Genomic DNA, 25,931 nt, shown 5'->3' with positions numbered 1-25,931 from the left:
CCCCCCCCTTAAATATCGAGGGGAGGGTGATTTCATAACTTGCAAATTTAGTATAGCATAAGTGTTTGGAAAGTGCAAGCATTTTTTTGATTGTTTTACACGTCGTACGCATGAAGAAAATGCATGTAACCATTTTCTTGATACATGCATTTTTTCAATTTATTTTCATAGTTTTTACATTTAGTCATGAATAATTCCTCAAATTCAGACTAATTATAGCATAAATTTTTGCTAAAAAACTATATAAAATATGAAAGTATGTTTTCCGAAAACAAAATTTTCTTCATGTGTTTGGCGTGTTTTTTGATTGTTTTATACTTACTTTGAGAATTTACCGTTTTAGTTCAAAAAGTTCCAAATGAAAGTTCCAAAACATTGCTTGAAAACGAAAAACTCAGGAGCTGTTTCAGGTCATCAAGTTTTTACCAGACTCCCTCAAACCATCCTAAGTTTGTAACAACCGTTCTATTCTGTATGATAACTTTGTGTCAATTCCATCAGGAGTTGACTTTTTTCATTTCACAAACTAGGGTAAGACCTTCGCGGTTTGCGTTTGGACCACCGCTCTTCCCCAACTTCCTCAACAAATTCTCCATATTTGGACAAAAAATTATTGTGGACAATCTTTTTGTCTGGTGAAATGACGTTCACCAACTCCGTTGCAGTATAGATATTAAATGGTTGACACAATAAATTTAGAAAAGTAGGATTCCACTTCATCCGTCCCTGGATCCGTTGAATGGAGGTCGTGACAATCTCGTAATGGTCAAAGGCAAAATCCTCTGCCGTCAAGGCTCGACCTTCATAGAAGCACTGCGATGTTTTAAAATCCACATCAATAATAATAGGCTCCCGTCCATCTGGACCTGGCTTGACTAAGTCCAAGACCTGACTGGTCAAGTGAGCAAGCGTCATTATCCTGCCACGTGGATCCCGCTCAGGATTGGAAAACGTCAACAATTGCTCAATCCAAGGAGTTGCGCTTGGTTGCTGAATCAATCTGCACAACGACACCGCCTACCAAGTCAGTCTCCCAGTAGACCTGAAAGGCTTGAGCCTTAGGGGGCAAGCAGGCTTTCCAATATCTCCTCACGGCTAATTACCTCTTCCCCCTCTGGCATTTCTTCCTTCAAAGCTTCTCGAAAAACCACTTGATTGCGTCGGATAAATTCCTCACGCTCTTCTTCCAAAAGCGGTCTTAGTTCTACCATTCTTCCTCCTATTTGACCACATCAAATTTGAGTTCTTCGCCCTTGACCCCAACCTTCAAGGTCGAACCAGCAGACAAGTCACCACGGAGCAACATTTCTGCCAATGGGTCTTCCAATTTGGTCTGCAAGAGTCTACGAAGAGGACGAGCTCCCATTTCTGGGTCATAACCTTGTTTAGCCAATAACTTAAGGGCTGACGGTTGCAGTTTAAGGTTAATTCCTTTCTCAGCTGTTACAGCTAACAACGGTTTAACCATGACCTTGACAACATCCTGCATATGAGTTTCCGTCAAGCTATGGAAGACAACTTTCTCGTCAATACGGTTGATAAATTCTGGACGATAGGCTTTTTTCAATTCCTCAAAAATGCGTTTCTCCACTTCCTTGTGGTCCTTAGACAAATCAAGGGCACCAAAACCAACGGTCTTATCATCCCGAAGGGCTGTTGCTCCCAGGTTTGACGTCATGATAATAATGGTATTTGAGAAATCAACCTTACGTCCCTTACTGTCCGTCAGAACACCATCATCCAAGACCTGCAAGAGAACATTGAAAATATCTGGATGAGCCTTTTCAACCTCATCAAAAAGAAGAACAGAATAAGGTTTGTTACGAACTTTTTCTGTCAATTCGCCACCCTCTTCATAGCCCACATAACCCGGAGGGGCACCGTTTAAACGGCTGGCTGCGAATTTCTCCATGTATTCAGACATATCAAAACGGATAAGAGCAGATTCGTCATCAAAGAGAACCTCTGCCAAGGCTTTAGCAAGCTCTGTCTTCCCGACACCAGTTGGTCCTAAGAACATAAAGGAGCCAATTGGTCTGCGACCTGTACGAATCCCTGACTGATTCCGACGAATGGCCCTGCTGACTGCAGAAATGGCTTCTTCCTGCCCGATGACACGTTTATGCAGTTCTGCTTCCAGATTCAGATACTTCTTAGTATCTGATTGGCTAAGCTTGGCTACTGGGATACCTGACAAGCGGCTAAGGGTTTCTAAAATATCTTCTTCCGTCACTTCTAAGTCATAGTTTTGACTAGCTTTCGTTGTTTCTTTCGCTTCAAGCAAGAGCTTGCTGACGGTCTTGTACTTTTTAGCCATCAAGGCCTTGTCTATGCTTGTCAGACCTGTTTCCTCAGCTTGCCCTTTCACACGATTTTGAACAGTTGCACTGGCTTCATCCAGCAAGTCAATGGCTGAATCTGGCAGGTTTTTGCTGGTCAAATACCGCTTAGCGTAGGTCACGGCAGTCTCTACAGCTGCTTGTCCAATACGGACCCTGTGGTATTTCTCAAAAGTTCCTTTTAAACCAGTTAAAATCGTTATGCTATCTTCCACCGTCGGCTCTTCAATGGTTACTTTGGCAAAACGGCGTACCAAGGCTGCGTCTTTCTCAATATGTTTTTGGTACTCATCTTGAGTCGTCGCACCAACTGTACGTAGGGTACCACGAGCCAGAGCTGGTTTGAGAATATTGGCCGCATCCAGGGTTGAATCAATCCCAGACCCAGAACCCATAATCGTATGCAACTCATCGATGAAAAGGATGACTTGACCATCTTCCTCAATGTCGTTGATGATATTATTCATCCGCTCTTCGAAATCACCACGAAAACGGGTCCCTGCAATCACATTCATCAAGTCAAGTTCCAAAACCCGCATCTTAGCCAAACTGACAGGGACATCCCCAGCTGCCACACGCTGAGCCAGACCCAAGGCAAGTGCTGTTTTACCAACACCCGCATCCCCAACCAAGACAGGATTATTCTTGGTTTTACGAGATAAAATTTGAATCATCCGCGAGATTTCTGCATCACGACCAATAACTGGCTCCATCTTGCCTTCACGGGCCAAAGCGGTCAAATCACGAGTATAGTCCTCTAATCCACCAGTCTGTGGAGCTGGAGGCATGCCCATCATCTGTCCCATATTCGTAGCCTTGGATTTCCCACCCTTCATCACACTACGGATTGCTTTTAAGTCTTCCTTAGTAAATCCTGCACGGGCTTCCAAATTTTTACGCAAATCCAAGAAACGGATCTTATCATCTGAGTCTTCAAAATGAAAACCAACCTTGTCCAAAATCTGACTAGCTGTTGAACGTTTATCCAAGAGCATAGCCATGAACAAATGTTCTGTACCTAACTCCTTGGCCTTGACAACTCCAGCAATTTTCTTGGCCAAACTAGCCGTTTCATCCAAACGTTTTGAAGAAGGCAAGATACGGAAACTATCCAACTCTTCGCGGTAAACCTTATCTGTCACAACAAAAGTCGCATGTTCATAATCCGAAATCGAAACAGGATATTCTGCCAAGACAGCTCCCGCAACGGTATCATGATTGATAACGAAAGACAAAAGAACATGCCAGGTTTCCAAGTAATCACAGGCATAACGTTGGGCGACCAACTGAGCATCTTCAAATACTCTTTGTAAACCAGTTGAAATTTTCATGTATTAATCCTCTTTCCTATCTAAACGCCGTAATATCTGGCGCATCATACGGGCCCTAATGCTACTTGCATCTTTTCCTAATATTTCATCAGAGCCTGTGGACAAAAAGAGATTGCCTTCTCGTTCTGTCATCAAACCTTCATCAAAAAGGAGCTGTAGAATATCCGCATAGACCGTCGCAGACAACTGCTCGCCCATATTGTTCAATAAATCATGAACCAATTCGTGCTTGTCCGAAAAGGTAATCCGTCCAATGCGGATGTAGCCACCGCCACCACGCTTACTCTCAACAATATAACCACGGCTGGCTGTAAAACGGGTTTTTATCACGTAGTTAATCTGACTTGGCACCACTTCAAACCGACTGGCCAATTCACTCCGACGCAGCTCTGCCACATTAACCTGGTCCAAGATGGCTTTGATATGCTCTTCGATATAATCTGATGTATTCTTCATCGCCATAGTATCGCCTCTTTCTTTGACTATCTTTGACCATTATACCCTAAAATGACGAATTTTGAAAGCAAAAGCCCAGTCCCTTCCGTAGCAGAATTTTGAAATCTGCTCTGTTTTTTTCTATAATAAAAGAAAAAAAGGAGAACATTATGAACTTCCAAGATTACATTCAAGATTTTACTAGCGTAACCGTGGAGCAGGCACAGGGCCTCCTAACTGCCAAAGACGGAGGTATCCTTTTCATCGGACGAGCAACCTGCCCTTACTGCAACCGCTTTGCGCCAAAACTCCATAAGGTCGCCCAAGACAAGCAAGTGACCGTCCACTTCCTCGACTCCAGCCAAATCAGTCCAGAACTCCAGGCCCTCCGCGACCACTACCAAGTCCCTACAGTTCCTGGTCTTTTGGTCGCTAAATCGACTGGGGTCCAAGTCCGCTGCGACTCCAGCATGACGGAAGAAGAAATTGTAGCTTTTATACAAGACTAATGCTAGACATTTCCTACCAAGCCAACACCTTCCACGTCTCTTATCAAGGAAGACCAGTAGGCAAGATTCACAGCTACCAAAATCCCTACCACCAGACCAATACCTATCTGCGACTGGATTTAGTTGATTTCGATTGTACCATAGCAGAGCAGCTCTTCCAGTCCCTACAGACTTCCTTAGACAGAAAAACTCTTCAGGTTATGCTCTCCTCTGCAGAGTAGGAAAGAATCCATTTCCTCACCGCAGCTGGCTTTGTCTGCAAACGGAAATGTTACGAGTTCCAAGTGACCAAACAAGACTATCTCAGTCAGACAGGCACCACCAACCTCATCACAGCTCGCAAAGGCACCGCACTCTACCAAAGAGCTAGCCAGCGATTCTTTGACCACTATCAGACAGTTCATCAAGACATCAACCCTTGGACTGCCAGTCAAGAAGAATTCGAAAAGGATTTACCTGAACTAGTTTATACAGACTCAGAAAACTGGGCCTTCGTAGAAAACAATGAAATTGCCTACGTATGCGGAAAAGATGTACAAAGCTTTGATTCCTTCATCCAAGCAGTTATTGGCTCCCTATTTGAACAATATGAGCAAATTAGCTTTGAGGCTGATGACTGCGATCCTATCGCCATGCGCTTGGCTGACCAATTCCGACATCCAAACAAGCCTAGCTGGGATATACTTATATTTTAGAAAGCTAGCAAAAAGCACCGACCTTGTGGCCGGTGCTTTTTAAGGAGATTATGAAAAATATTTAGGATTGATACTAGTATAACCAAATCAAACATAGCCGACATCCGCCCTAAGACCGATTTATCAAAAAAAGAACCTCCTTTCGGAAGTTCTTGAGTTGTCGAGTAGTCTTTCAGTTTGCTTTTAGTACTCGCTTCAAAGGTTTGGGGAACCTTTGAAGGCTGGAGATAGTGCGAACCAAGTTCGCCTCAAAAGAGCCGTACAGCTTGTACATGTATAAGATTGGAGATCGAACTTGCGAAGTAAGTCATATTCGTGAAGTAATACCCTCAATACAAAAAGAACCCCCTTTCGGAAGTTCTTGAGTTGTCGAGTAGTCTTTCAGTTTGCTTTTAGTACTCGCTTCAAAGGTTTGGGAAACCTTTGAAGGCTGGAGATAGTACGAACCACGTTCGCCTCAAAAGAGCCGTAGGCTGTACTGAAGTACGGCAAGGCGAGTTCAAATACTCCAGTGGAGTATTTGAAGTTGGAAATATGGAAACAACGTTTCCTCGCTCGTCGAAGTAATAAAAGATAAAATGAAGACTACCAATTATTTACCAAGAGCTGCTGCCATCGTAGCTGCAACTTCTGCTTCGAAGTCGTTTGAAGCTTTCTCGATACCTTCACCTACTTCGAAACGAGCAAATTCTACAACTGAAGCGTTCACTGAGTTCAAGTAAGCTTCAACTGTTTTGCTGTCGTCCATGATGTAAACTTGTGCAAGAAGTGTGTAAGCTTGGTCAACTTGAGTATTGTCAAGCATGAAGCGGTCCATTTTACCTGGGATGATTTTATCCCAGATTTTTTCTGGTTTGCCTTCTGCTGCCAATTCCGCTTTGATAGCTTCTTCAGCTGCTGCAATCACTTCGTCAGTTAATTGAGCTTTTGAACCGTACTTCAACAATGGCAATGCTGGTTTGTCAACCATTGCACGGCTTTCGTTGTCTTGTTCGATCTTGTGGTTGATTTGTGCCAACTCATCTTTAACGAATTGCTCATCCAATTCAGTGTAAGAAAGAACAGTTGGTTTCATCGCAGCGATGTGCATTGAGATTTGTTTTGCAAGAGTCTCATCTCCACCGTCGATAACTGAGATAACACCGATACGGCCGCCGTTGTGTTGGTATGCACCAAATGCTTGAGCATCTGTTTTTTCAACCAAAGCAAAGCGACGGAATGAGATTTTCTCACCGATTGTTGCAGTTGCGTTTACGTATGCTTCTTCAAGCGTTTCACCTGAAGGCATAACCAATTTAAGAGCTGCTTCGTTGTCAGCTGGTTTACCTTCTGCAATTACTTTAGCAGTAGTGTTTACCAATTCAACGAATTGAGCATTTTTCGCAACGAAGTCTGTTTCAGCGTTAACTTCAACAACTGCTGCTACGTTACCATCAACGTAAACACCTGTCAAACCTTCAGCTGCTACACGGTCAGCTTTCTTAGCTGCCTTAGCCATACCTTTTTCACGAAGCAATTCGATCGCTTTTTCGATATCGCCTTCTACTTCAACCAATGCTTTTTTCGCGTCCATAACGCCAGCACCTGATTTTTCACGCAATTCTTTAACGAGAGCTGCTGTAATTTCTGCCATGTCTATTCTCCTTGTTTGTTTTTTATAAAAATAGAGGGAGCGGGCTCAGCCCTGCCCCTCTAGGATTGTTTTTTTGATGTTTGAAATTGTACACGAGCTAAAATCCTATAGATTTTAAATCGCCTTCGTTACTTAATTGTACTCGGACTAAAAAGCTAGGATTTACAAATCTCCTTGCAGTTCTCAAACTGCTGCGTCCATTTTCTAAAATCTAACGCTTTTCTTAACGTCCTCGTTACTTAGATTATTTACCTTCTACTACTTCAACCAATTCTTCGATTGATTCTGTAGATGCTGGCTCAGCCGCCAATTCAGCTTCAACTGCTGCTACGCTATCTTCACCTTGGTTACCTTCGATGATAGCGTCAGCCATTTTAGCTGTGATCAATTTAACAGCGCGGATAGCGTCATCGTTAGCTGGGATGATTACATCGATATCATCTGGATCTGTGTTTGTGTCAACCATCGCTACAACTGGGATACCCAATTTTTTAGCTTCTTTAACAGCGATTTGCTCTTTGTGTGGGTCAACAACGAACATTACGTCTGGAATGCGTGGCATGTCAGCGATACCGCCCAAGAATTTTTCAAGACGAGCACGTTGTTTGTTCAACAATGCTACTTCTTTCTTAGGAAGCACGTCGAAAGTTCCATCTTCTTCCATGCGGTTGATTTCTTTCAAACGAGCGATACGTTTTTGGATTGTACCCCAGTTTGTAAGAGTTCCACCCAACCAACGGTGGTTGATGAAGTATTGACCAGCGCGGATAGCTTCGTCTTTAACAGCTTCAGCAGCTTGTTTTTTAGTACCTACGAACAAGATAACTGCGTCGTTTGCTGCAGCGTCACGGATGAATTCGTAAGCTTGGTCAGCCAATTTTACAGTTTGTTGCAAGTCGATAACGTGGATACCGTTACGCTCTGTGAAGATGTATTTAGCCATCTTAGGATTCCAGCGACGAGTTTGGTGACCGAAGTGTACACCAGCCTCAAGAAGTTGTTTCATTGAAATTACTGCCATGAGTATTTCTCCTTTTTGTTTTTTCTCCTCTCCCGAACTTCGACTTGCAGCCCAACCTTTCGGCAACAAGACCACAATTGGTTCGAGATGAGTATTTGTTGCACAGCAACTCTATTAGTATATCAGAATACCTGTATATTTTCAAGTAAAATAGCAGAGAAATTCATGAAAATCTGCCAAAATCTGCCATCAAATTCTCCCCTTCCCCCTATTCAAAATAGTTCCCCTCCTCAAACAAATAACCTCTCCACGCATCACCAACTTCTCCTCAATCAGCTCGGCACGGCAAGAGAATTTTCAAATTCGAACTAGATTATCTCTAAATCTTTATTTTTCCACTTGACCATTTCCAGGATTTAAGATACAATATTCTTTGTTATGGCGGTATAGCCAAGTGGTAAGGCACGGCTCTGCAAAAGCTTGATCGTCGGTTCAAATCCGTCTACCGCCTTTTAATATTCGAAAAAACCTAGGAATCTTCCTAGGTTTTTTGCTATTCTTTTCGTTTCAGATTTCCGAGGGCCATAGCTCCACCAAATAGACCTAACAAGGCGCTTATAAAGACACTTCCAAGGCTATCCCCAGTTTGAGGCAGTTTCCCACTAGTATCCGCCGCTAGTGCACCTGTCTCTCCTCTTCCGCTTCTTTCAAAGAATGCTCTGTGAGGTACGGACACTTCTATTCTCTCGTCAGAAATTCCTAATGCCTCCTCATGTTTTGTAAGTCTCCCCAAATGCTCCACACCATCTTCTCTTGTATCGCCAGTTAACAGCGCGATTTCAGTGGATTCTGTTTGCGGAGCAAGTGAATCCTCTTCTTTTGGCATTGGTACCTGCACTTCCGATTTCGGAATAGGAATGCTAGGGGTTTGATTCTTATCTGATTGCTCCACATGAAGGTCTTTTTCAGGAACCTGCTCAGATACCTCCTTGTCATTTAACCGTACCTTATATTTCTTCACAAGAGTATTTCCAAAACTGTCACTCAAATCAAGTTTGACTGTATCCCCGTCTTTCAGACTATGTAGCTCATAGCGAAAGGCTTTTTCATTATTTCCATACTGCCTCCAGAAGCCTCCTCGAGCTACAAAATCTTCGTTGATCTTCAAGGACCAATAAATTCCATTATCCTTGGCGCTTCCGGTAAGTGTCAAGTGCCCATCAGCATCTGCTAGGAGGACTCCTGCATACTGATTTCCCTCGTCTTCATCTTCTTCACTATCTACTACCTGTCTTTCCAATGGTAACACCTCATTTTCCAGCTGTAAAACAGGATTTTCTGTATCAACCAACATCTGATATTTCTTCGTGTAAGTCAACTCATCTGCCTCATTGTACACACTTATATCCACAACATTTCCTTCTTCAATCAGGGTAACTGGATAGGTCAACTTGCCATCCTCAAAATAGCGTTTTTCGCCACCATTGATGCGCACAGAATGAGCTTGTTCGGTTTCTGTTTCTATTTCAAATGTAAATAGATAAGTCCCATCTTCTTGCTTTTTGAAGTCGACCAACTCACTATCTAGCTCACGACCAAGACTTTCTTTATTGAAACGAATCGGGTCAATCAACCAGTTATTGACAGTAATCGGAACTTCTGTTTCCTCCTCCTCATCCAGACTCTCTGGACTTGTATTGATACGAAGGTCCTTTAATTTATTACCCTTCCCATCTACCGCAGTTAACATGATGGCTCTAGGAAAATCAGATTTAAAGAAGTCTTGCTCAAAACTACCGTCTTCTTTTACATCTATGATTTTCAGCTCTCCCTTACCAATGTCTAGATTGGAATAGTAAAGTTTGATGTCCTTAGGAAGACTAATATTATCACTCACTTTCCCCTTCAATGTAAAGCGTCCGTTTTTACCAATCTGGATAACCTCTTCATCCTCTTCATCTTTTTCAATATCAAGATCAATCATCGGCTTTTCATTATCCACCAAATAATTCAAGGTTTTAGTGTAAATAAGGCTGCCATCCTTATCTTTCAAGATTAGTTCAAAACTATGGCGTCCATCTGATTGCCCTGGTATCTGGAGGGATAGTTGACCATTCTCCAGAGAGTAATTCACAGCCTGAGCGTCCAAGTTGGCCTGCACATCGGAAACTTGCGCTGAGACGTTCGCTTTAATTTCCACAGTTTTCTTACTGCGAATTGCCATCAAATCTTCCAAATTTTTAAACTGGATTACAGGCGCCACTAAATCTTTTTCAACAGCAATCACATTACCCGCTATATCCATCACCTCAACACGGAGATGATTTTTAGCATCGAGTGGCAGTTCCACTTCTTTGAGATGGTAATGTAGTTGACCTGCAGCATCTACAACCTTTTCAACAAGAAGATCTTCTCCATTTAGATTCGCTCGAACCTCCCAAACTTTATTATTATCCTTGGCTGTGACGACCAGTTCTCTATGGCTGGTTAGACGATTGGTATCAATCGCGACAATTTCTGGCTTTTGATTATCGATTTTGACTGGCAGATAGGTATACTGATAGGCCCCATTTTCTTTATTTTTTACCCGCAATCTAAAGAAATATTGTCCTTCCGGTGCTGGTATATTTTCATCCTTGCTTGCATCGTACACTTTCCCATCCCAACGGTGCAATTCTATCGGAGTACGAAGCTTGGAATACTCCGAAAGACTTTCAAAATAATCTACATAGCGAACACGAGACAGCATAGTTCCTGTATCAATCCGCCTCAAAACAGGAGCATCTTCTGTAGCTTCTTTTACAATATCCAAATCATAGTTGGTAATATCCCTCAGTAGCGCAAATCGAACAAAGGCATTCCCTGTTTGGCTATCTGAATGTTGGTTTTGAATTGCAATATCTTCTGGATTTATAGGTGATTGATTATCTTGAATCTTTTCACGCCCAAGTTCAATATAGCGCCCAGACTTATTGTGTTTATAGCTAGATAAAACTGAGGTCAGTTTCAATTTAGAACCAGTTTCCCAAGCCGGTGCATCGACAATCCTTTCTTTTGACCAGTCACCCACAAAGCCAAAATAAGGAATGCTGATGTCAGACTGCCCTTCCGTCAATGATTTGAAGTAAATATACCCTTCTGCAAACTGGTCTTTCGCTTCTCCTGCATCCAATCTTAGGCGAATGATTTTCTTCTCTTTCGGACCCAGTTGAATGGATTGCTCAGAAAGATGAATACTTGAGCCCTTGATTTCTGCCGCATGAATCTCTTTAACTACTTTTCCAGAACGTCCTATTCTATCAACAGGAACATCTTGACTAGTCAATACTTTCCCAGCTGAAATAGCAAAGCTTCTTTGTTGGTTTCCTAGATTTTCCAAGGTTACCTCAAATTCTGTCTCACGCCCTATTTCTTTTAATTCCACCCCTCCTTTTAGACGGTGGTGAAGAATCACATCTGTTTCAAAGGCACTATCAATCTGCAACAGACCAGCACCTTGTTGTCTAGGAGAATTTTCCAAAGCATGCCCAGATGAATCTAGAACATCAACCAAAGGGGTAGCAGTATTCATCAAAATGATTCTCAGCAAATCCATCCTAGTCATGCCTTCTGGAGGTGTCATTTGGCGAATCCGTGGCAATAAAAGTGCACTGGCCCCCGCCACAATTGGCGAAGCCATCGAAGTCCCTGACATGGAGCCATAACGATTGTCATTCAAGGTTGCATAAACATCCTCTCCTGGTGCTACAATTTCTGGCTTCAATTCTAAGTTGACCGTAGGTCCCCAACTAGAAAAGCCTGAGACAGTCGGTACTTCAATCAACTTCTTCATTCCAATTGTAGGTCTGAGGACCAAACCAGTGTTCCCTTGCGATTGGTTGGCAACTTCTAATAATCGCCTTCCATCTTCCCCACTAAGACTGATGCCCCAGATAGAGGAGTAGGAAAGCAAAGTCTTATCATCTACCAATAACTGATGGGTCCTATAATAATCCTTGTTCCATCCCTGATCAGTATTTATCACAATAATTCCAGCAACATCCTTGAATTTCAAATTACGAACAGCATCTTTCAAGTCAAACTTATCTTTTTTGATAACCGCGACTTTACCAGCCAAATCAAGCCCCTGCACTTCTTCCCAATGACCATTTCCAGCATCTACAAATTCATATTTTCCCTCTGTAAGCGTTGTATAGCCAATAGGATAGTAGCCAAAAGACTGCCCATTCAGCATAAATTCGCGTTGAACAAGATGGGTATTTCTCGCCGATCCAACCGCGATAACTGCAGGAGTCGCTGCTACGCCAACTGTTGTTGCCGTATCCACAGCTCCCAAGGCATTATTTGTATGCAGGTCAAAGGAGGTGTCTGAAGAGGAGGCGCCAGCATTACCAATAGCTGCTGTAATGATAATCCCCTTTTCTGCTGCCCTCTTAGCAATCGTGTAGTAAGCATTCCCTGGCAGCCCACTATCATAATAACCAACACTCAAGCTGATGACATCTGCCCCGTGTTTGATAGCATCTTCAATGGCAGCATAGGCAGCATCCTCCGTCTCAGCTTTATAATTTTTAGGGTCATTTGAAAAAATCTTGTAGACTAGCAGTTGTGCGTTGGGAGCAATCCCATCAACTCCCTTTTTAGACGCAACTTCTTCGTCTGTTGCATTTCCAGCCAGAGTTCCTGCTATGTGCATACCATGTGGTTCGTGGGTATCATCGTAAAGATTATCGTTACCAGATACATAATTATAGCCATGGGGAACTTTCAGTGTGTATGTCCCTGTCGTAGATGGAGTAATTTCCTTGATTTTAGGGACGACACCTTCATCCAACCTCATGTCTTTGTGCTTAATATCCAAACCAGAGTCAATGACTGCAATCACCATTCCGCGACCATCTGTCTGATATTTAGAACTTGCTTTTAAGGCACCAACCAGCTGTTTAGCAGTATGAAGAGTCGGTCTGATACGGCGACTCTCTTCTAAAGAGGTTAATTCGGTAATTGCCTTCACATCAGACAAACTTTCTTTCCCCACCTCTACAGATGCTCCCGTTAAAACCTCCTTATACTCATGAACAATTTTAACGCCATCAATTTTCTTTAATTTATCCAATACAAGATTTCGGTTCTCGTCGGAAAATTGTAAAATATAGCGCCCTCTTGTCACCTCTTCTGGCTCAAGCTGTGATCCCTGCGGGCTTGTTTGAGGAGCACTAGCTTCTTTTCCGCTAATGTCTTCTTTTTCCCTTGACTCATCTGTTGTCTTACCAGCTGTAGTTTTTATCTCGGTCGCAGCTCGATCTACGGAAAGACCCGGCTCTTCATCTGCCTCTGTGTCTACAACTTCTTCGACCACTCCCTCTTCAGCAACTGGTTCATCCACCTGATCCGTGTTAACTGGCTCATCTGATAATGGTCCATCTTCTTTTTTCTCTGCCACAGAATCTGGCCTACTATCCATATCCGTTGCGACCGCAACCGTAGACTCCAATCCTTCTCCACTAGTATCTGCTTGAACCATCGGAATACCTGTGATAAAAAATCCTATTGATACCGATGCCACACCGACACTTAACTTCTTGATACTAAAGCGTTGTTTATTCTCAATCTGAGACCACTTCTGTTTCATAAAACCTCCGTTTTTTAAGATTAATTAATTTATAAGTTAGGTATACCTAATTCTATAAAATTTTTAAATCTTTGGCAAGTTTTTTTTGAGTTAGCCTCAAAAACAAGAAAAAGCACAGGTTTCCCTGCGCTTTAACAACTTATTACAACTCAGCAATCTGGTTCAAATTAACTTCAGCAATGGTATCATTACCAAACATAGAGATAACCATCTTCACCTTGTTGTTGTCAATCTCTGCCACCTTTCCTTCGTAACCAGAGAAGGCACCTTCGATAATCCGCACAACATCTCCAACTTTGACATCAATATCAAATTCTTGAACGGTTTGCCCCATAGACACCAAGATTTGACGAATTTCTTCTTCCAAAAGTGGAGTTGGTTTTGAACGGTTACCGTGTGAACCCACGAAACCTGTAACGTTTGGCGTGTTACGAACCACAAACCAAGCTTCATCGGTCATAACCATCTCAACCAAAACATAACCAGGGAAACGGTTTTCTTCTACTTCCTTGACCTCACCGTTCTTTTCAACCTGAACAGTCTGAGTTGGAATTTCTACACGAAGGATGTTTTCCAACATGTTATAAGTGTGGGCACGTTGGAGCAAGTTTTCCTTCACTTTATTTTCATATCCTGAGTAGGTCTGTAAAACAAACCAGCCTTTATCAAAACTATCGTACATTGTTACTTCCTTTCTTTGGAAACACGGAATTTTTAGACGCTAAAAAAAGCCCGAAGGCTTTCGCTTTTCCTTATTATATCACTTCCATTTTACAAATGGCAAGTATTTTCTAGAAAAGATTGATCAAGCTCATGATTCCTCGTGACAAAATCAAGTCAAAGAGGTAAACCACCGCTACGAAAAAGGCAGTATATTCCACTACAGACACGAAATCCGTCCAGCTCTGCTTACGAGTTGGCCAAGACGTATCTTTTAAAATGCGGATAATGTCTTTGATAAATTTCATGCGTGACTCCTATCTGGTTTCCTTGTGAACAGTGTATTGTCCACAGTGTTTACAAAATTTATTTACTTCTAACCGTGTTGGCTTGGGATTGCTCGAAAGGCTGATTGAATAGTTTCGAGAACCACAAACAGTACAGGCTAGGCTTGCTTTTTTTAGTGCCATAAAGCCCTCCATCTTTTTCATTCTACCATGTTTTTATGGATTTGACAACTCTCCAAACCAAGACGTGATGTTATCCCACAAGGTTTTTGCTCGTTCTGGTAACTGGGCATCGATTAGATTTTGTTTGGTTTGCTCAATCAAGTTTCTCGCCTGATCTGAAATTTCTTGTACCTGTTCTTGACCAAGGCTTGATTCAGTTTGCGCAGCTTCATCTGGAGCTACTTCTACAATACCATTTTGTGCATAGGCATTTTCTACTTCGAACTGAGTTCCTGCAGTATATGGCAAGATTGAATTGGCTACAGTCTGGAAGACCGATGGAGCCATCCAGTAGCTACTGCTATCTATATAATGATTTTCATCTGTCTGCTCAAAACCAACCCACTGACTGATGACCAAATCAGGTGTGTAGGCAATATGCCACTGATCATTGACAAGATTGACATCAAAACTCGTTTCAGTTGTTCCTGTTTTCCCAGCAATATAATAATTGGCCGCATCTGCTGTCACTCCCGTACCATTGGTATAGGTTCCAAGCATCATTGCTGTCATCTTATCTGCGACAGAGCGGTCAATCACCTTGGTACTTGTTTCTCGATGCTCTGCTAAAACCTTTCCACTAGCTGTTTCAATACGAGTGATGAGGTGGGCATCCTTCATCACACCCTTATTCGCAAAAGTAGCGTAGGCCTGGGCCATTTGCAGAGGATTAGTCTCCACTCCAGAACCAATTGAAACACCCAAAACTTTCTCGACATTTTCCATATCAAGTCCAAACTTTTGTCCATACTCGAAGGCTTTGTCAATCCCCAAGGTGTTCACTATATAAGCTACTGGTAAATTGTAAGAGAGAGCCAAAGCTTGATACATTGGAATGGTATCAGAAGTCGAATAATCATAGTTATGCAAGGTGTAATCGCCGTAGGTTTCTGTATGGTTATCCAGAGCCATATCAATCGACCAGCCCGCCGCTACTGCTGGAGCATAGGCAACAAGAGGCTTGATTGTTGAACCAGGACTGCGCTTGGCTTGTGTCGCAAAGTTGAAGGTCCGAAAGACCGCATCCTCTGAACTGTTAACTCGACCAACCAAGGCACGAACTCCACCAGTCGTCGGATCAAGAGCTACGCTGGCAGCCTGAGCATGGGTACCATCAAAACTTGATGTCGGGAACATGGTCTCATCATCAAAAATCACCTGCATACTGGCTTGAGAATTTTGATCCATCTCTGTGTAAATCCTATAGCCGTTATTAATAATGTCTGATTCTTTCAGTCCGTATCGCTCAATCGCCTCAGCAATCACAGCATCAAAATAGGATGGATAGGAATAATTGCTTTGTTTCCCTGTATAGGTATCTGAAAGCTGACTGGCTAGGTCTACTTGGAAACCTGCATCTGCAGTCGCCTGATCAATATAACCAGCATTGACCATGTTTTGCAGGACTGTATCCCGACGATTAACTGCATTTTCTAGGGAATAATAAGGATTATAAATCTCAGGTCCCTTGAGCATACCTGCAATGACGGCCGCTTGCTCAAGAGTAAGATCGCTGGCTGGAATACCGAAGTACTTTTGGCTTGCATCTTCCACTCCCCAAACACCATTCCCAAAATAGGCGTTATTGAGATACATGGTCAAAATTTCTTGCTTGCTGTACTTTTTATTGATTTCCAGAGCCAAAAAGAATTCTCGAGCCTTTCGACTGATGGTCTGATCCTGAGTTAGAAAGGCATTTTTTGCCAATTGCTGGGTAATAGTTGAACCACCTCCAGATCGACCTAACGTCAAGGCAGCCAAAATTGTACGCTGGTAATTAATGCCTGAATTTTTGTAGAAGCTCCGATCTTCTGTAGCGATGACGGCATTCTCTAAATTATCGGAGACAGCATCCAGCTCTACATAGGTCCCCTTCTGACCTGACAATGTCCCAGCTTCCGCACCATCTTTATCATAAATAATCGTTGTGGCTTTTAGCGCCTGCTGTAAATCACCAACATTAGCTGTCTTTGCAAGGAAAAATAGATAGCCACCTACTGTAAGAACTGTCAGGACCATTAAAATGATTAAAATTTTAGTCAGTTGGTAACGCCGCCAAAATTTACGAATCGGCTCCGGAATACGTGATTTTTTCTTTGGTTTATCAACAGAGCCACGATTTCCCCTGCGGCGACGGCTAGGTAGGTCTTCATGATCAATTTGGAAATCTTCTGGAACTTCAATCGGCTGATGTTGCAAATCGTCCATACTTTACCTCTTTCTAGTGAATTTTGTACCATTATACACCATTTCGTAAAAACTAGCAGAAAAAAGCCTGCGATAACTTGTGACAACAGACAGGGAATTTTTTCCAAAAATATGATAAAATAGGGTCATTCTGAACAAAGAAGAGGATTCCCATGACACAAGTATATGACATTACCATCATCGGTGGCGGACCAGTCGGTCTCTTCGCTGCCTTCTACGCCCACCTCCGTCAAGCTAAGGTCAAAATCATTGACTCCCTTCCCCAACTGGGTGGCCAACCTGCCATTCTTTATCCTGAGAAGGCCATTTTGGACATTCCGGCCTTTCCAAGCCTGACAGGACAGGAGTTGACCGACAACCTCCTCGCCCAACTGGCTCCATTTGACACCACATTCTGCCTCAATGAAACCCTGACTGCTATTGAGCCAGGAGAAGTTATTACCCTGACGACCACCAAGGGCAGCCACCAGACCAAGACCTTGATAATCGCTATGGGTGGCGGTGCCTTCAAGCCGCGCCCGCTGGAGATTGATGGTGCTGACAGCTTTGATAACGTCCACTACCACGTGTCTAATATCCAGCAGTATGCCGACAAGGACATCGTCGTCTTGGGTGGCGGTGACTCTGCGGTCGATTGGTCCCTGGCCTTTGAAAAAATCGCCAAGACCACTCACATCGTCCACCGTCGCGACAACTTCCGTGCTCTCGAACACAGCGTGGAAGAGCTCAAGCAGTCCAGCGTCACCATTCACACACCATTTGTCCCTAAAGGGCTTTCTGGGGAAAATGGCAGAGCCTCTGCCATTGATTTTGACAAGGTTAAGAGCGAGGAAAAGCTCAACCTGTCTTTCGACCACCTCTTTGTCAACTACGGTTTCAAATCATCTGTCGGTACGCTGAAAGAATGGGGATTGGAACTCAATCGCCACCGCATCGTGGTCAACAGCAAGCAAGAAACCTCTGTCCCTGGCATCTATGCTATCGGTGACTGTTGCTTCTACGAAGGCAAGGTTGACCTGATTGCGACTGGACTGGGCGAAGCCCCAACCGCAGTCAACAATGCCATGAACTACCTCAATCCAAATGAAAAAGTGCAACCCAAGCACTCAACAAGCCTATAAGATGAAAATTGATATTCGCATTCCCCAAGCCTTTCCACAACTGACTGTCAAGGAAGTCTTGGAAGATTATTTTCTTATTCCTAGAAAAATCCGCCACTTCCTCCGTACCAAGAAGCATGTCCGTGTCAACGGAGAGCTGATAAACTGGCAGAGTCCGATTGCTGCAGGTGACCTGCTGGAATTGACCTTTGACCAGGAAGATTATCCTGAAAAAAGCATTCCTCTGGGACAGGCAGACTTGGTGGAGGAACTCTATCAAGATGAGCATTTGATTATCGTCAACAAGCCCGAAGGCATGAAAACCCACGGCAATGAGCCGACGGAAATCGCCCTGCTCAACCATGTATCTGCCTATGTCGGTCAGACCTGCTATGTGGTCCACAGGCTGGATATGGAAACCAGCGGAGCCATTCTCTTTGCCAAAAATCCTTTTATCCTGCCCATTCTCAATCGGCTTTTGGAGGACAAGGTCATCTACCGTGACTACCTGGCCCTCTGCCAAGGACAGCTAAGAAAGACAGATTGGACTATTACCGATAAAATCGGACGGGACCGACACGACCGCAGAAAGCGGGTGGTCGATAACCGTAAGGGACAGACTGCTCTTACCCAGGTCCGCCTCTTGAAGACCCTTGGCAAAAGTAGCTTGGTCTCTTGTCGTCTCCAAACAGGGCGAACCCATCAGATTCGGGTGCATTTGGCTCATCATGGCCATGCCTTAATCGGTGACCCTCTTTACAGTCGAGTCGCAGCCCCCCGCCTCATGCTCCACGCCCAAAAACTCAGCCTGACCCACCCGCTGACACTCGAAGAAATCAGCGTAGAAGCATGGTCAGAGAGTTTTGAGAAGGTGTTGAGAAAGTAAGAAAAACTCACTATTTCAGCAGTTGGAATAGTGAGTTTTTATATGTCAGTAATATCTATTTAGCAGTTCTTCTCTTAGGAGCCAATCTGGAATAGACAAAACTTCCCAAATAAACGATAACCAGAGTTCCTGTAATCAAGCCAATAATCGCATTGAAATCTTCTGCATTAGGCATAACCGTTACAAGTAAGCAGACCAGAAAAGCAACTGTAGCATTCAACTTTTCCTTTTTCTTGTAAAGGAGATAGAGCTGGTGGATAAGGATCAAATTCAGAGAAAGAGTAACAAGGCTTAAATGAAGTGGCATGGATTTTCCTCCTACTTATTCTTATTTCTTTTTTAATACTTGCACAAGGGCAAGGTTGAAAAATACGACGTAAATCACCAATTCAAGCCTTCCGATATCGGACAAGCCTAGTCGGTAGATAAAGGCTGCTAGTAATATCAGAGCTAGAATCACGTAACCTATTTTTTTACTTAATTTTATTTTTGCCATAGCACCTCCAAGAACAAGAGTCTAAATTGTCGCATCATGAATCTAGAGAATCTTGTCCTTTACCAGCAATGAGTTGCTTACTTAGCCTGTATTCCCTCTGTTTTAATAAGGGAATCAGGAAATTGGAAAAAACAAGAACCCCTACATACAGAGTCAAATGAGAGCCCGTCCATAGCAGACAAAATAAGCCTATATATACCAACTGTTCCAGAAAAATCAAGCCAACCAAGTAGTTAAGTAGCAGGCTCCCTCTAACTAGCTTAACCAGTTTAATCCTTGCGTAGCAGTCAACTAGATATTTCACAACCAATAGAAAAAACAAGAACAAGGTTGGGACAAAACTCTGAACAAAGAGACTGACTAGCATAAGCCCATAACTGATTTTTGTCAGGCTTGATAAGGAACGATTTTTATCTATTTTTGATTCAAAAGCCTGAACATATCTCCATTCTTCTTGTAAATCGCTGGACGATTCCTTAGCTAAGAAGAAACTAAGCAGGCACTGCAATACACCGACTGAAAACACGATTCCTAATCTTAGATAGAAAGGCAATTCCCTAAAACTAAGACACAAGCCCAGAAGGAGGAGGGAATTGACCATCAGCAACAGGCGGAGCTGTTTCGATTTTGTGTAATAAATCGGTACTGTTGACAGGATATATACAAAAGTCAGACCAGCAAAGACTAAGTCTGATAGTTCCAACGGCAGAGTAGAAAAAGCTCCTAAAATAAGTATCAGAACGATCAACAGAATTTGTAGAATAGTTATTTTTTGAATCATCTTACTGCCCTATTCCTATCATCCATTGTTTTACCTCTTCGCCAACATGATCATAAGCTAAAAATGTGATGGATGAGATTAGTAGACAGCCAAAAAAGACAAGTACCAAGATTTTTTCAATTTTCACCGTTTCATTACCTCACAACGTGGAAGAGCCTGGATAGAAAAGCAATTCTCATTTCAATACATCCAAGATAATTGGAATCTCCGAAATAGCCAAGGATAGATCCAACTTATTCTCAAGTTCGATGTTCCTATATATTTCATCTACCAGCAAATAATAATACGGACGATCCCCAGTCCACGAATCCAATATCTTTTTATAAATCCTATATTCTTCCTTATTTTCCCTCTGCATGTATAGATTTATCTTGATGGTATCTAAGAAACTATAGTGTTCCCTACTATTTTCTATGTTTTCAAAATAAGACTTTTCCAAACTTTCTATCGCTTCAATTTCTTCCCTGTTCAACCTACTTTTTATCAAAATCAGGTAACAAAGCAACTGATAAACCAAGTCCTTGTTACCAAGAACGCTTTCATACCGAAATTCTTTCAGATGAATTTTATCTTCTTTTCTGACTAAAGCTGTCAAAATTCTTGATTTGTACCGATAGAAATTTCGATACTCCTTCAAAAAAAATCCAGTGTGAAAGAAAGTTAGGAGGGAATATGGAAGTAACGGGAGTAAACTTCCCCTAAAATCTAGAAGATGGATACCTAAAATAAATAAGAAGAACTGAAAAGTAAAAAATATGGTTGTATAAACTTGAAAATATCTCCTGTATTTCGTAGAACCTCTGTCTTCTAAATAAATGGCAGGAGAAAGACCGAAAAATTGTAAGAACAAGAAACAAGGGATATGTACATTATTAAAAGATAAATAGTTGCAGAAATAGCTATAAATAATCTTCTGATTTGTCAACAATGAGGCCAGCATAAAAGATAAGGTAGAAATGAGTTGGTTGATAAATAAAAAGATTGGCGTACCAACTAGAAAAAACACTAGGGTAAATAATAACAAACCGTCCCCATATCTGCCGATAAAAATCGGCGGAATACAAACAAGAGAGAGTATCAGTACTCCTACTAATAGCACGAAATAATGCCATAGTTTCATCTTCTTAATTCCATTCTAAATGTTTGATATCATTATGAGCAATAACGAGGCTAAACATTTGTCTACCCTCGCTAAACTTTCTAATTTACAATCATCAATAAAACAGACGCCAGCCGTAAAGTGCCGCCCCCAATCCAACAGCTGCTACCAACCCAGCTATTCCAGTTATCGCAAGAACTGTAGTAGAAATTGAGGCAACTTTAGCCATTAAAATAGGGTAGCTTGCTACAATTACTTGACCAGCATAATTGGTCAATCCCGACTCTCTTAACGCAAATCTCAAGGCAGTAGTTCTTGCCCACAGACCCTGAATATTTTTTCTGAAATTATTCCAATCACCCCCGTCAAGATACATCATTTCTTCTTCTTCAAGAACTACATAGTTATTCGGCATTACTAATTCCATAAAAATTCTCCTTTAAAAATCATGGTTAGACACAATCCTCTAACTGGATATAATCAACGTTTCTCATTCTTTACCTAGATAGCAGAAGGACCTTTCATCCACACTGTTGGGATTTATCTACTGTAAAGATGTAAAACCATTATTGTTTAAAACTCAACAATTCTAGAATCCAATCCAAATAGGTTTCTTTATCATAAACGATACGAGCCTCCACTGGCATATCTTTTTGTAAAACTACAATTTCTTCATCTTTTTGTAGAGTTAATTCTTCAAGAGCAACAACTACTTTGTAAAGACTAACATTACCATTTTGAGTTTCCTGAGTAATCGTTCCAGAGTCGATCTGAGTTACAGCACCTTTTAAGGTACCAAATTTCTGACTGTTTACACCCGTGATAGCTATGTCTACCTCTGCACCAACAGTAACACGGGAAATATCTGTCGCAAGAACAAAAGCTTCTATATAGGCTTCTCTATCACTACCAGCAATTTCAGCAATAGTCTGGTTTTGTTGGACAGACATACCTTGCTTTAGCGGAGTAACATAATGTAAGGTTCCATCACTAGAGGCAGAAACAGTTAGCCCTCTATCCTGACCTGTGGAAATCCCTAAGTTGGCTTCTAACTCTGTTATACTTTTATTATTGGCTGCCCTTGCTGTACCTAACTCACTGATTAACTGAGCATAAGTGTTGTAAGCTTGAGAAGTAGGGTCGTTGTAAGAACGCTCCATCTCCCTAATACTAGACTGTAGGGACTCTATTTCCGTCCCCTTTCCTTGTATAGAAGAAGTAGTCGTTTCAATTTTTGTTTTGACTTCTGATATTTTTGTATTTAGCTGCTCCAACTGAATGTTATTAGGTGAAGTGTCAGCGGATGATGAACTGGTCTCACTATCGAAAGTCGTTTCTGCTGTCTCTTGAACGGAGAGAGTTGCTAATTCTGCCTCTAGATTAGCAAGTTGTGATTGGTAACTAGACAAGTCCGTTTCTAATTGACTTTTCTCCGCCACTAATTTATTCAACTTAGTGTACTCTTCCTGCAACTTAGCATATTGACTACCATCATTATAGTTTTCTGAGCTAAGTTGAGATAGATAATATTCGACTTTCCCGTAATACTCCTGCTCTTCACCTGAATTTGCCATATAATTAACTTTTTCATTCAGAGACTGTTCATACTTTTGAAAGAGACTCTCTTTAGCTTTGAGCTTGTCCAATTGTTTAGTTAAAGATTCAGTCTGAAGTCCTTCTTGTCCACTAGATAAAGAAAGAATAATCTCACCAGCTTTTACACTATCCCCTTCCTTTTTATGAAGCGTCACAATCTTTCCATTGCTCAGAGCAGATACATACTCTGTTCCTGTTATCACGGAAGTCCCTCTAGCTTTGACTATATAATTTTTAGGCAAATAGGCAGATACTGCAAAAGCTATAATCAAGGTAGCTAGTGTACTAAAGATTAGGATAAACGCGTAGGCTGGAGGACGCTTATCGAAAAAGATTCTAGAATAACGAAGTTCAGATTTGTTATATAGTTTCATAAGCTAATAATCGGTCTAAAAATATCCACCGTCATGGTTTCATTATTTGTATTGACATAAACGGTGTAAATAGTGCCATTTGTTTCCAACTCATTTTCATAGAAATGTAAATCTAGTTTAGAATATGCATATTGCAAATACTCTGGACTATCTTCAAATCGTACATAGACACAATGTGGACAAACAATTTCTTCATAAACAGTATAAAACTTATCATACTGGCGAAAATCATGAGCTTGGACATACAAATCATAGTCTACGGTAATAGTCCCATCTTCATGAAGAATAGTTCCACTATTTTTTACAATCAATGGGCCAAACATTTGTACTTTCAGTAATTGTAGGTGCTGATAAAACTTATCTATTTCTTGCTCCAAGTTTTCAAACTGAAGGCTACTTAGCTTCTTACAAATCACTTTTTTTAAAACTAATTTCTTATTTTCTAATACTTCTAACTTACTCATATACTACCTCTTCTGCCCAGCTAGTAGAAACTACTTTTTCTTGCTTATCTAGCTGAATGCTTTGTAAGCCAACCATTGTTGCATAGCGACCTCTCAACTTCATCAACTCATCATGCGTCCCATATTCTACAATTTTCCCGTCTTCCAAAAAACAGATTTTATCACAACGTAGAATCGTTGATAATCTGTGGGCCACTACAACTGTCGTCTTGCCAATAATTTTTTCAAATATTAAATTTTGGATAATCTGTTCACTAAAGGAATCAAGATTGGAGGTCGCTTCATCAAAAATATAAAGATCTGCCTTACTAAGAAGAGCACGAGCAATAGCAAGACGTTGTTTTTCTCCTCCTGAGAAATTCTGACCACCTTCTTCAACAAAAGAACCATATCGGTTTTGTAATTTTTGAATTGTGTCATGAATCCCTACTATGCGGCATACACGTATCATATCCTCATAGCTAGCTTCTGGATTTCCTATCTTTAAATTATCAATTATAGTCCCTGAAAAGAGCTCGACTGTTTGAGGGATATAAGCTATTTTTTTCCGTAATTCTCCATAATCTAAATCCCCTAAGTCATACTCACCAAACTTTATTTGACCTTCAATAGGCTGAATGAAATGAAGAAGAAGTCGTACAAGAGTACTCTTTCCTGCTCCGCTTTCACCTACAAAAGCGATTTTTTCACCTTGGTTGATAGTCAAACTAAAATCGCGAATAATAGGGGGTCTAGACCCATATGCAAAGGTAACATTTTTGAAAGCAATATCTTCCAATAGCGAAAAATTATGGATACTATTCCCCACTTGACTATCTTCGCGCTCAACATCCATCAATTCTTGAAGTCGGCTAACAGCAACCTGAACTTCCTGAAAAGTAAGTTGGAGACCAACCAAATTCTGAACAGGCTCAGTAAAATACTGACTCAAGGTCTGAAAAACAAGAAGATCACCAATTGTCATCTTGTTATCAATAATAAATAAAGCACCTATTCCCATAAAAATCAAATTCCCTAGAGTTCCGGCTATAGAAGAAATTGTAGATTGAACATTTTGTAAAACACCTTCTTTATAGCCAATTTCTAAGGTGTGAACAAAATTCTCTTCCAGTTTATCCAAACGTTGTCGCTCATCATGCTGTGATTTTATGGTATCTATGTTACGAATCGATTCTATCAATTGCGAATTAAGCATAGAATTTGCTTCCATCTGCTCATTATTAATCTTCTTATAAGGTTTCTTGAAGCAATAAATTAACACGATATTCGCAATCACCATCATAACTAATATTAGAAATAAAGTGGAGTTGAGGTGCCATAAAACAAAGGCACTTATCAGTGATAGGCTAATATCCATAACTAACGAAATAGAAACCGATGTAAAAACATTCTTTATCGTCATGGCATCTTGAAACCGTGTCAAGACATCACCCACCCTTCTGCTACCGAAAAAACTATAAGGTAGGTGAATAATATGGTCATAATAGCCCAGGAGCACAGGAATATCAATTTTTCTTGATAGAAATAGCAAAATATGTTGCCTAAAAGCAGATAAGAGACTCTGCACTAATGAAACGATGCCAAAAACAATCAAGAATAAGTATAAACTGTTCTTTAATCCAAAAGGAATAATCTCATCCATAATAACTTTGGAAAAAAGACTAGACAAAATACCAACGACACTTAGCAAGAATGATGCTAAGATGATTGTTCCCACAAGTCCTTTCTGTGTTAATATCAGAGCCGAAAATAAGTCAAATAGTCCTTTGCCTTTCATGTTTCCTTTTTCAAACTCGCTATTTGGAACCATGAAAATGGCTATTCCTTGATAAACTTCCTCAAGTTCTGTAATTGAGAGCATATCCAGTCCTTTTACTGGATCAGCTACCAAATAGTTACCATCTTTCTTTATCTTATGAATCACTATAAAATGATTCTGCCCCAGACTATTCCGTATTTGTAGTATAGCTGGAAAGCTAATATCTCCAGTTAATTCATCTAAGGATACTCGAACTGCCTTTACGGTAAAATTTAACTTTTCAAGACCAGAAACAATTCCATGAACTGTCGTTCCGTACATATCTGTTCCAATAATTTCCCGAATTTTCATTATTGAAAGTTCTTTTTTATAGGTCAATAATACAGTAGAGACAACAGCTGCTGCACAATCCGACTGGTCATGTTGCAAAGTGCAAGCATATTTTTTAAACATATATACTCCAC

The 25,931-nt window shown here is 41.3% G+C and carries 24 protein-coding genes and 1 tRNA gene; 6 read left to right on the top strand and 19 right to left on the bottom strand.

The annotated features are described in order from the left end of the window. Nucleotides 1–519 precede the first annotated feature (519 nt). From SST62_RS0104545 to SST62_RS0104530, 4 genes are read right to left on the bottom strand one after another with little or no spacing between them, the layout of a single operon-like run. Nucleotides 520–1,008 (bottom strand): hypothetical protein, encoded by a 489-nt coding sequence (locus SST62_RS0104545; RefSeq protein WP_228376842.1) that lies wholly within the window; start codon nt 1,006–1,008, stop codon nt 520–522. Nucleotides 1,009–1,058: 50 nt separating this feature from the next. Continuing rightward, nucleotides 1,059–1,211: a hypothetical protein gene (locus SST62_RS1000000112595; RefSeq protein ID WP_153309600.1), complete on the bottom strand. Its 153-nt coding sequence runs from the start codon at nt 1,209–1,211 to the stop codon at nt 1,059–1,061. Between the two features lie 8 nt (nt 1,212–1,219). Beyond that, nucleotides 1,220–3,670, bottom strand: a complete 2,451-nt coding sequence (locus tag SST62_RS0104535) for an ATP-dependent Clp protease ATP-binding subunit (RefSeq protein ID WP_029186464.1) — start codon at nt 3,668–3,670, stop codon at nt 1,220–1,222. A gap of 3 nt (nt 3,671–3,673) precedes the next feature. Beyond that, the gene (locus SST62_RS0104530; protein WP_029186463.1) at nt 3,674–4,132 is read right to left on the bottom strand and encodes a CtsR family transcriptional regulator; all 459 of its coding nucleotides are present in this window, start codon (nt 4,130–4,132) and stop codon (nt 3,674–3,676) included. 143 nt (nt 4,133–4,275) lie between these two features. Between SST62_RS0104530 and SST62_RS0104525 the strand changes: the two genes are divergently transcribed. From SST62_RS0104525 to SST62_RS1000000112870, 3 genes are all read left to right on the top strand, one after another. Beyond that, a complete protein-coding gene (locus SST62_RS0104525; protein WP_029186462.1) occupies nt 4,276–4,614 on the top strand; it encodes a thioredoxin domain-containing protein in 339 nt (112 codons plus the stop codon). Next, nucleotides 4,614–4,835 carry a hypothetical protein gene (locus SST62_RS1000000112875; protein WP_228376841.1) on the top strand — a complete coding sequence of 74 codons (222 nt, stop codon included), beginning with the start codon at nt 4,614–4,616 and terminating at the stop codon, nt 4,833–4,835. Before SST62_RS0104525 ends, SST62_RS1000000112875 begins: the two co-directional genes overlap by 1 nt. A 63-nt stretch (nt 4,836–4,898) precedes the next feature. After that, nucleotides 4,899–5,309 (top strand): hypothetical protein, encoded by a 411-nt coding sequence (locus tag SST62_RS1000000112870; RefSeq protein ID WP_228376840.1) that lies wholly within the window; start codon nt 4,899–4,901, stop codon nt 5,307–5,309. A gap of 592 nt (nt 5,310–5,901) precedes the next feature. Here the strand turns inward: SST62_RS1000000112870 and tsf are convergent. Together tsf and rpsB are read right to left on the bottom strand one after the other, a co-directional pair. After that, nucleotides 5,902–6,942, bottom strand: a complete 1,041-nt coding sequence (gene tsf, locus SST62_RS0104515; protein ID WP_029186461.1) for a translation elongation factor Ts — start codon at nt 6,940–6,942, stop codon at nt 5,902–5,904. Nucleotides 6,943–7,186: 244 nt separating this feature from the next. Then, a complete protein-coding gene (gene rpsB / locus SST62_RS0104510; protein WP_014637198.1) occupies nt 7,187–7,963 on the bottom strand; it encodes a 30S ribosomal protein S2 in 777 nt (258 codons plus the stop codon). A gap of 380 nt (nt 7,964–8,343) precedes the next feature. Here rpsB and SST62_RS0104505 point away from each other — a divergent pair. Next, nucleotides 8,344–8,414: transfer RNA gene (locus SST62_RS0104505), tRNA-Cys, on the top strand. Between the two features lie 42 nt (nt 8,415–8,456). Here the strand turns inward: SST62_RS0104505 and SST62_RS0104500 are convergent. The 5 genes from SST62_RS0104500 to pbp2a form a co-directional block, all read right to left on the bottom strand. After that, complete coding sequence (locus SST62_RS0104500) at nt 8,457–13,535, bottom strand: S8 family serine peptidase (protein ID WP_029186460.1); 5,079 nt, start codon at nt 13,533–13,535, stop codon at nt 8,457–8,459. A gap of 142 nt (nt 13,536–13,677) precedes the next feature. After that, nucleotides 13,678–14,217 carry a transcription termination/antitermination protein NusG gene (gene nusG / locus SST62_RS0104495; RefSeq protein ID WP_024397766.1) on the bottom strand — a complete coding sequence of 180 codons (540 nt, stop codon included), beginning with the start codon at nt 14,215–14,217 and terminating at the stop codon, nt 13,678–13,680. A 109-nt stretch (nt 14,218–14,326) separates the two neighbouring features. Then, complete coding sequence (gene secE, locus SST62_RS0104490) at nt 14,327–14,503, bottom strand: preprotein translocase subunit SecE (protein ID WP_002940255.1); 177 nt, start codon at nt 14,501–14,503, stop codon at nt 14,327–14,329. Between the two features lie 9 nt (nt 14,504–14,512). After that, nucleotides 14,513–14,665: a 50S ribosomal protein L33 gene (gene rpmG / locus SST62_RS01000000111450; protein WP_002940258.1), complete on the bottom strand. Its 153-nt coding sequence runs from the start codon at nt 14,663–14,665 to the stop codon at nt 14,513–14,515. A 33-nt stretch (nt 14,666–14,698) separates the two neighbouring features. After that, on the bottom strand, nt 14,699–16,912 hold the full coding sequence (gene pbp2a / locus SST62_RS0104485; RefSeq protein WP_029186459.1) for a penicillin-binding protein PBP2A: 2,214 nt from the start codon (nt 16,910–16,912) through the stop codon (nt 14,699–14,701). A gap of 152 nt (nt 16,913–17,064) precedes the next feature. On the opposite strand from pbp2a, the gene SST62_RS0104480 reads away from it, so the two are divergent. Beyond that, nucleotides 17,065–18,033, top strand: coding sequence for an NAD(P)/FAD-dependent oxidoreductase (locus tag SST62_RS0104480; protein ID WP_029186458.1), 969 nt, complete (start codon nt 17,065–17,067; stop codon nt 18,031–18,033). A 1-nt stretch (nt 18,034) separates the two neighbouring features. Continuing rightward, complete coding sequence (locus SST62_RS0104475; RefSeq protein WP_029186457.1) at nt 18,035–18,898, top strand: RluA family pseudouridine synthase; 864 nt, start codon at nt 18,035–18,037, stop codon at nt 18,896–18,898. A 55-nt stretch (nt 18,899–18,953) separates the two neighbouring features. On the opposite strand, the gene SST62_RS0104470 is transcribed toward SST62_RS0104475, so the two are convergent. The 8 genes from SST62_RS0104470 to SST62_RS0104435 all read right to left on the bottom strand — a co-directional run bounded on the left by SST62_RS0104470 (nt 18,954) and on the right by SST62_RS0104435 (nt 25,920). Beyond that, entirely contained in the window at nt 18,954–19,205 is a 252-nt protein-coding gene (locus SST62_RS0104470; RefSeq protein ID WP_029186456.1) for a hypothetical protein, read from the bottom strand. Between the two features lie 21 nt (nt 19,206–19,226). Continuing rightward, nucleotides 19,227–19,394, bottom strand: coding sequence for a hypothetical protein (locus SST62_RS1000000112590; protein WP_153309599.1), 168 nt, complete (start codon nt 19,392–19,394; stop codon nt 19,227–19,229). A 34-nt stretch (nt 19,395–19,428) separates the two neighbouring features. Next, on the bottom strand, nt 19,429–20,175 hold the full coding sequence (locus tag SST62_RS1000000112765) for a hypothetical protein (RefSeq protein WP_029186455.1): 747 nt from the start codon (nt 20,173–20,175) through the stop codon (nt 19,429–19,431). Nucleotides 20,176–20,350: 175 nt separating this feature from the next. Beyond that, complete coding sequence (locus SST62_RS1000000112585; protein ID WP_153309598.1) at nt 20,351–20,770, bottom strand: hypothetical protein; 420 nt, start codon at nt 20,768–20,770, stop codon at nt 20,351–20,353. Nucleotides 20,771–21,389: 619 nt separating this feature from the next. Then, nucleotides 21,390–21,701, bottom strand: a complete 312-nt coding sequence (locus tag SST62_RS0104450; RefSeq protein WP_029186453.1) for a hypothetical protein — start codon at nt 21,699–21,701, stop codon at nt 21,390–21,392. A 139-nt stretch (nt 21,702–21,840) separates the two neighbouring features. Beyond that, on the bottom strand, nt 21,841–23,073 hold the full coding sequence (locus SST62_RS0104445; RefSeq protein WP_153309597.1) for an HlyD family efflux transporter periplasmic adaptor subunit: 1,233 nt from the start codon (nt 23,071–23,073) through the stop codon (nt 21,841–21,843). A gap of 167 nt (nt 23,074–23,240) precedes the next feature. Beyond that, a complete protein-coding gene (locus SST62_RS0104440; RefSeq protein ID WP_029186451.1) occupies nt 23,241–23,708 on the bottom strand; it encodes a hypothetical protein in 468 nt (155 codons plus the stop codon). Then, on the bottom strand, nt 23,701–25,920 hold the full coding sequence (locus tag SST62_RS0104435) for a peptidase domain-containing ABC transporter (RefSeq protein ID WP_029186450.1): 2,220 nt from the start codon (nt 25,918–25,920) through the stop codon (nt 23,701–23,703). Before SST62_RS0104435 ends, SST62_RS0104440 begins: the two co-directional genes overlap by 8 nt. Nucleotides 25,921–25,931 lie beyond the last annotated feature (11 nt).

This window comes from Streptococcus suis YS56, assembly GCF_000440115.1.
Taxonomy (GTDB): domain Bacteria; phylum Bacillota; class Bacilli; order Lactobacillales; family Streptococcaceae; genus Streptococcus; species Streptococcus suis_L.
Note: the sequence above shows the minus strand (reverse complement) of the source record. Positions and strands in the feature narration are given on the sequence as shown.

Bases quoted from the DNA above. Each gene is read 5' to 3' on its own strand.
- SST62_RS0104440 (WP_029186451.1), bottom strand. From the start codon at position 23,708: ATGAGTAAGTTAGAAGTATTAGAAAATAAGAAATTAGTTTTAAAAAAA.
- SST62_RS0104470 (WP_029186456.1), bottom strand. From the start codon at position 19,205: ATGCCACTTCATTTAAGCCTTGTTACTCTTTCTCTGAATTTGATCCTT.
- SST62_RS0104480 (WP_029186458.1), top strand. From the start codon at position 17,065: ATGACACAAGTATATGACATTACCATCATCGGTGGCGGACCAGTCGGT.
- pbp2a (WP_029186459.1), bottom strand. From the start codon at position 16,912: ATGGACGATTTGCAACATCAGCCGATTGAAGTTCCAGAAGATTTCCAA.
- tsf (WP_029186461.1), bottom strand. From the start codon at position 6,942: ATGGCAGAAATTACAGCAGCTCTCGTTAAAGAATTGCGTGAAAAATCA.
- SST62_RS0104475 (WP_029186457.1), top strand. From the start codon at position 18,035: ATGAAAATTGATATTCGCATTCCCCAAGCCTTTCCACAACTGACTGTC.
- secE (WP_002940255.1), bottom strand. From the start codon at position 14,503: ATGAAATTTATCAAAGACATTATCCGCATTTTAAAAGATACGTCTTGG.
- SST62_RS1000000112875 (WP_228376841.1), top strand. From the start codon at position 4,614: ATGCTAGACATTTCCTACCAAGCCAACACCTTCCACGTCTCTTATCAA.
- SST62_RS0104435 (WP_029186450.1), bottom strand. From the start codon at position 25,920: ATGTTTAAAAAATATGCTTGCACTTTGCAACATGACCAGTCGGATTGT.
- SST62_RS1000000112595 (WP_153309600.1), bottom strand. From the start codon at position 1,211: ATGGTAGAACTAAGACCGCTTTTGGAAGAAGAGCGTGAGGAATTTATC.
- SST62_RS1000000112765 (WP_029186455.1), bottom strand. From the start codon at position 20,175: ATGATTCAAAAAATAACTATTCTACAAATTCTGTTGATCGTTCTGATA.
- SST62_RS0104500 (WP_029186460.1), bottom strand. From the start codon at position 13,535: ATGAAACAGAAGTGGTCTCAGATTGAGAATAAACAACGCTTTAGTATC.
- nusG (WP_024397766.1), bottom strand. From the start codon at position 14,217: ATGTACGATAGTTTTGATAAAGGCTGGTTTGTTTTACAGACCTACTCA.
- SST62_RS0104450 (WP_029186453.1), bottom strand. From the start codon at position 21,701: ATGGAATTAGTAATGCCGAATAACTATGTAGTTCTTGAAGAAGAAGAA.
- rpsB (WP_014637198.1), bottom strand. From the start codon at position 7,963: ATGGCAGTAATTTCAATGAAACAACTTCTTGAGGCTGGTGTACACTTC.
- SST62_RS0104530 (WP_029186463.1), bottom strand. From the start codon at position 4,132: ATGGCGATGAAGAATACATCAGATTATATCGAAGAGCATATCAAAGCC.
- rpmG (WP_002940258.1), bottom strand. From the start codon at position 14,665: ATGGCACTAAAAAAAGCAAGCCTAGCCTGTACTGTTTGTGGTTCTCGA.
- SST62_RS0104535 (WP_029186464.1), bottom strand. From the start codon at position 3,670: ATGAAAATTTCAACTGGTTTACAAAGAGTATTTGAAGATGCTCAGTTG.
- SST62_RS0104525 (WP_029186462.1), top strand. From the start codon at position 4,276: ATGAACTTCCAAGATTACATTCAAGATTTTACTAGCGTAACCGTGGAG.
- SST62_RS1000000112590 (WP_153309599.1), bottom strand. From the start codon at position 19,394: ATGGCAAAAATAAAATTAAGTAAAAAAATAGGTTACGTGATTCTAGCT.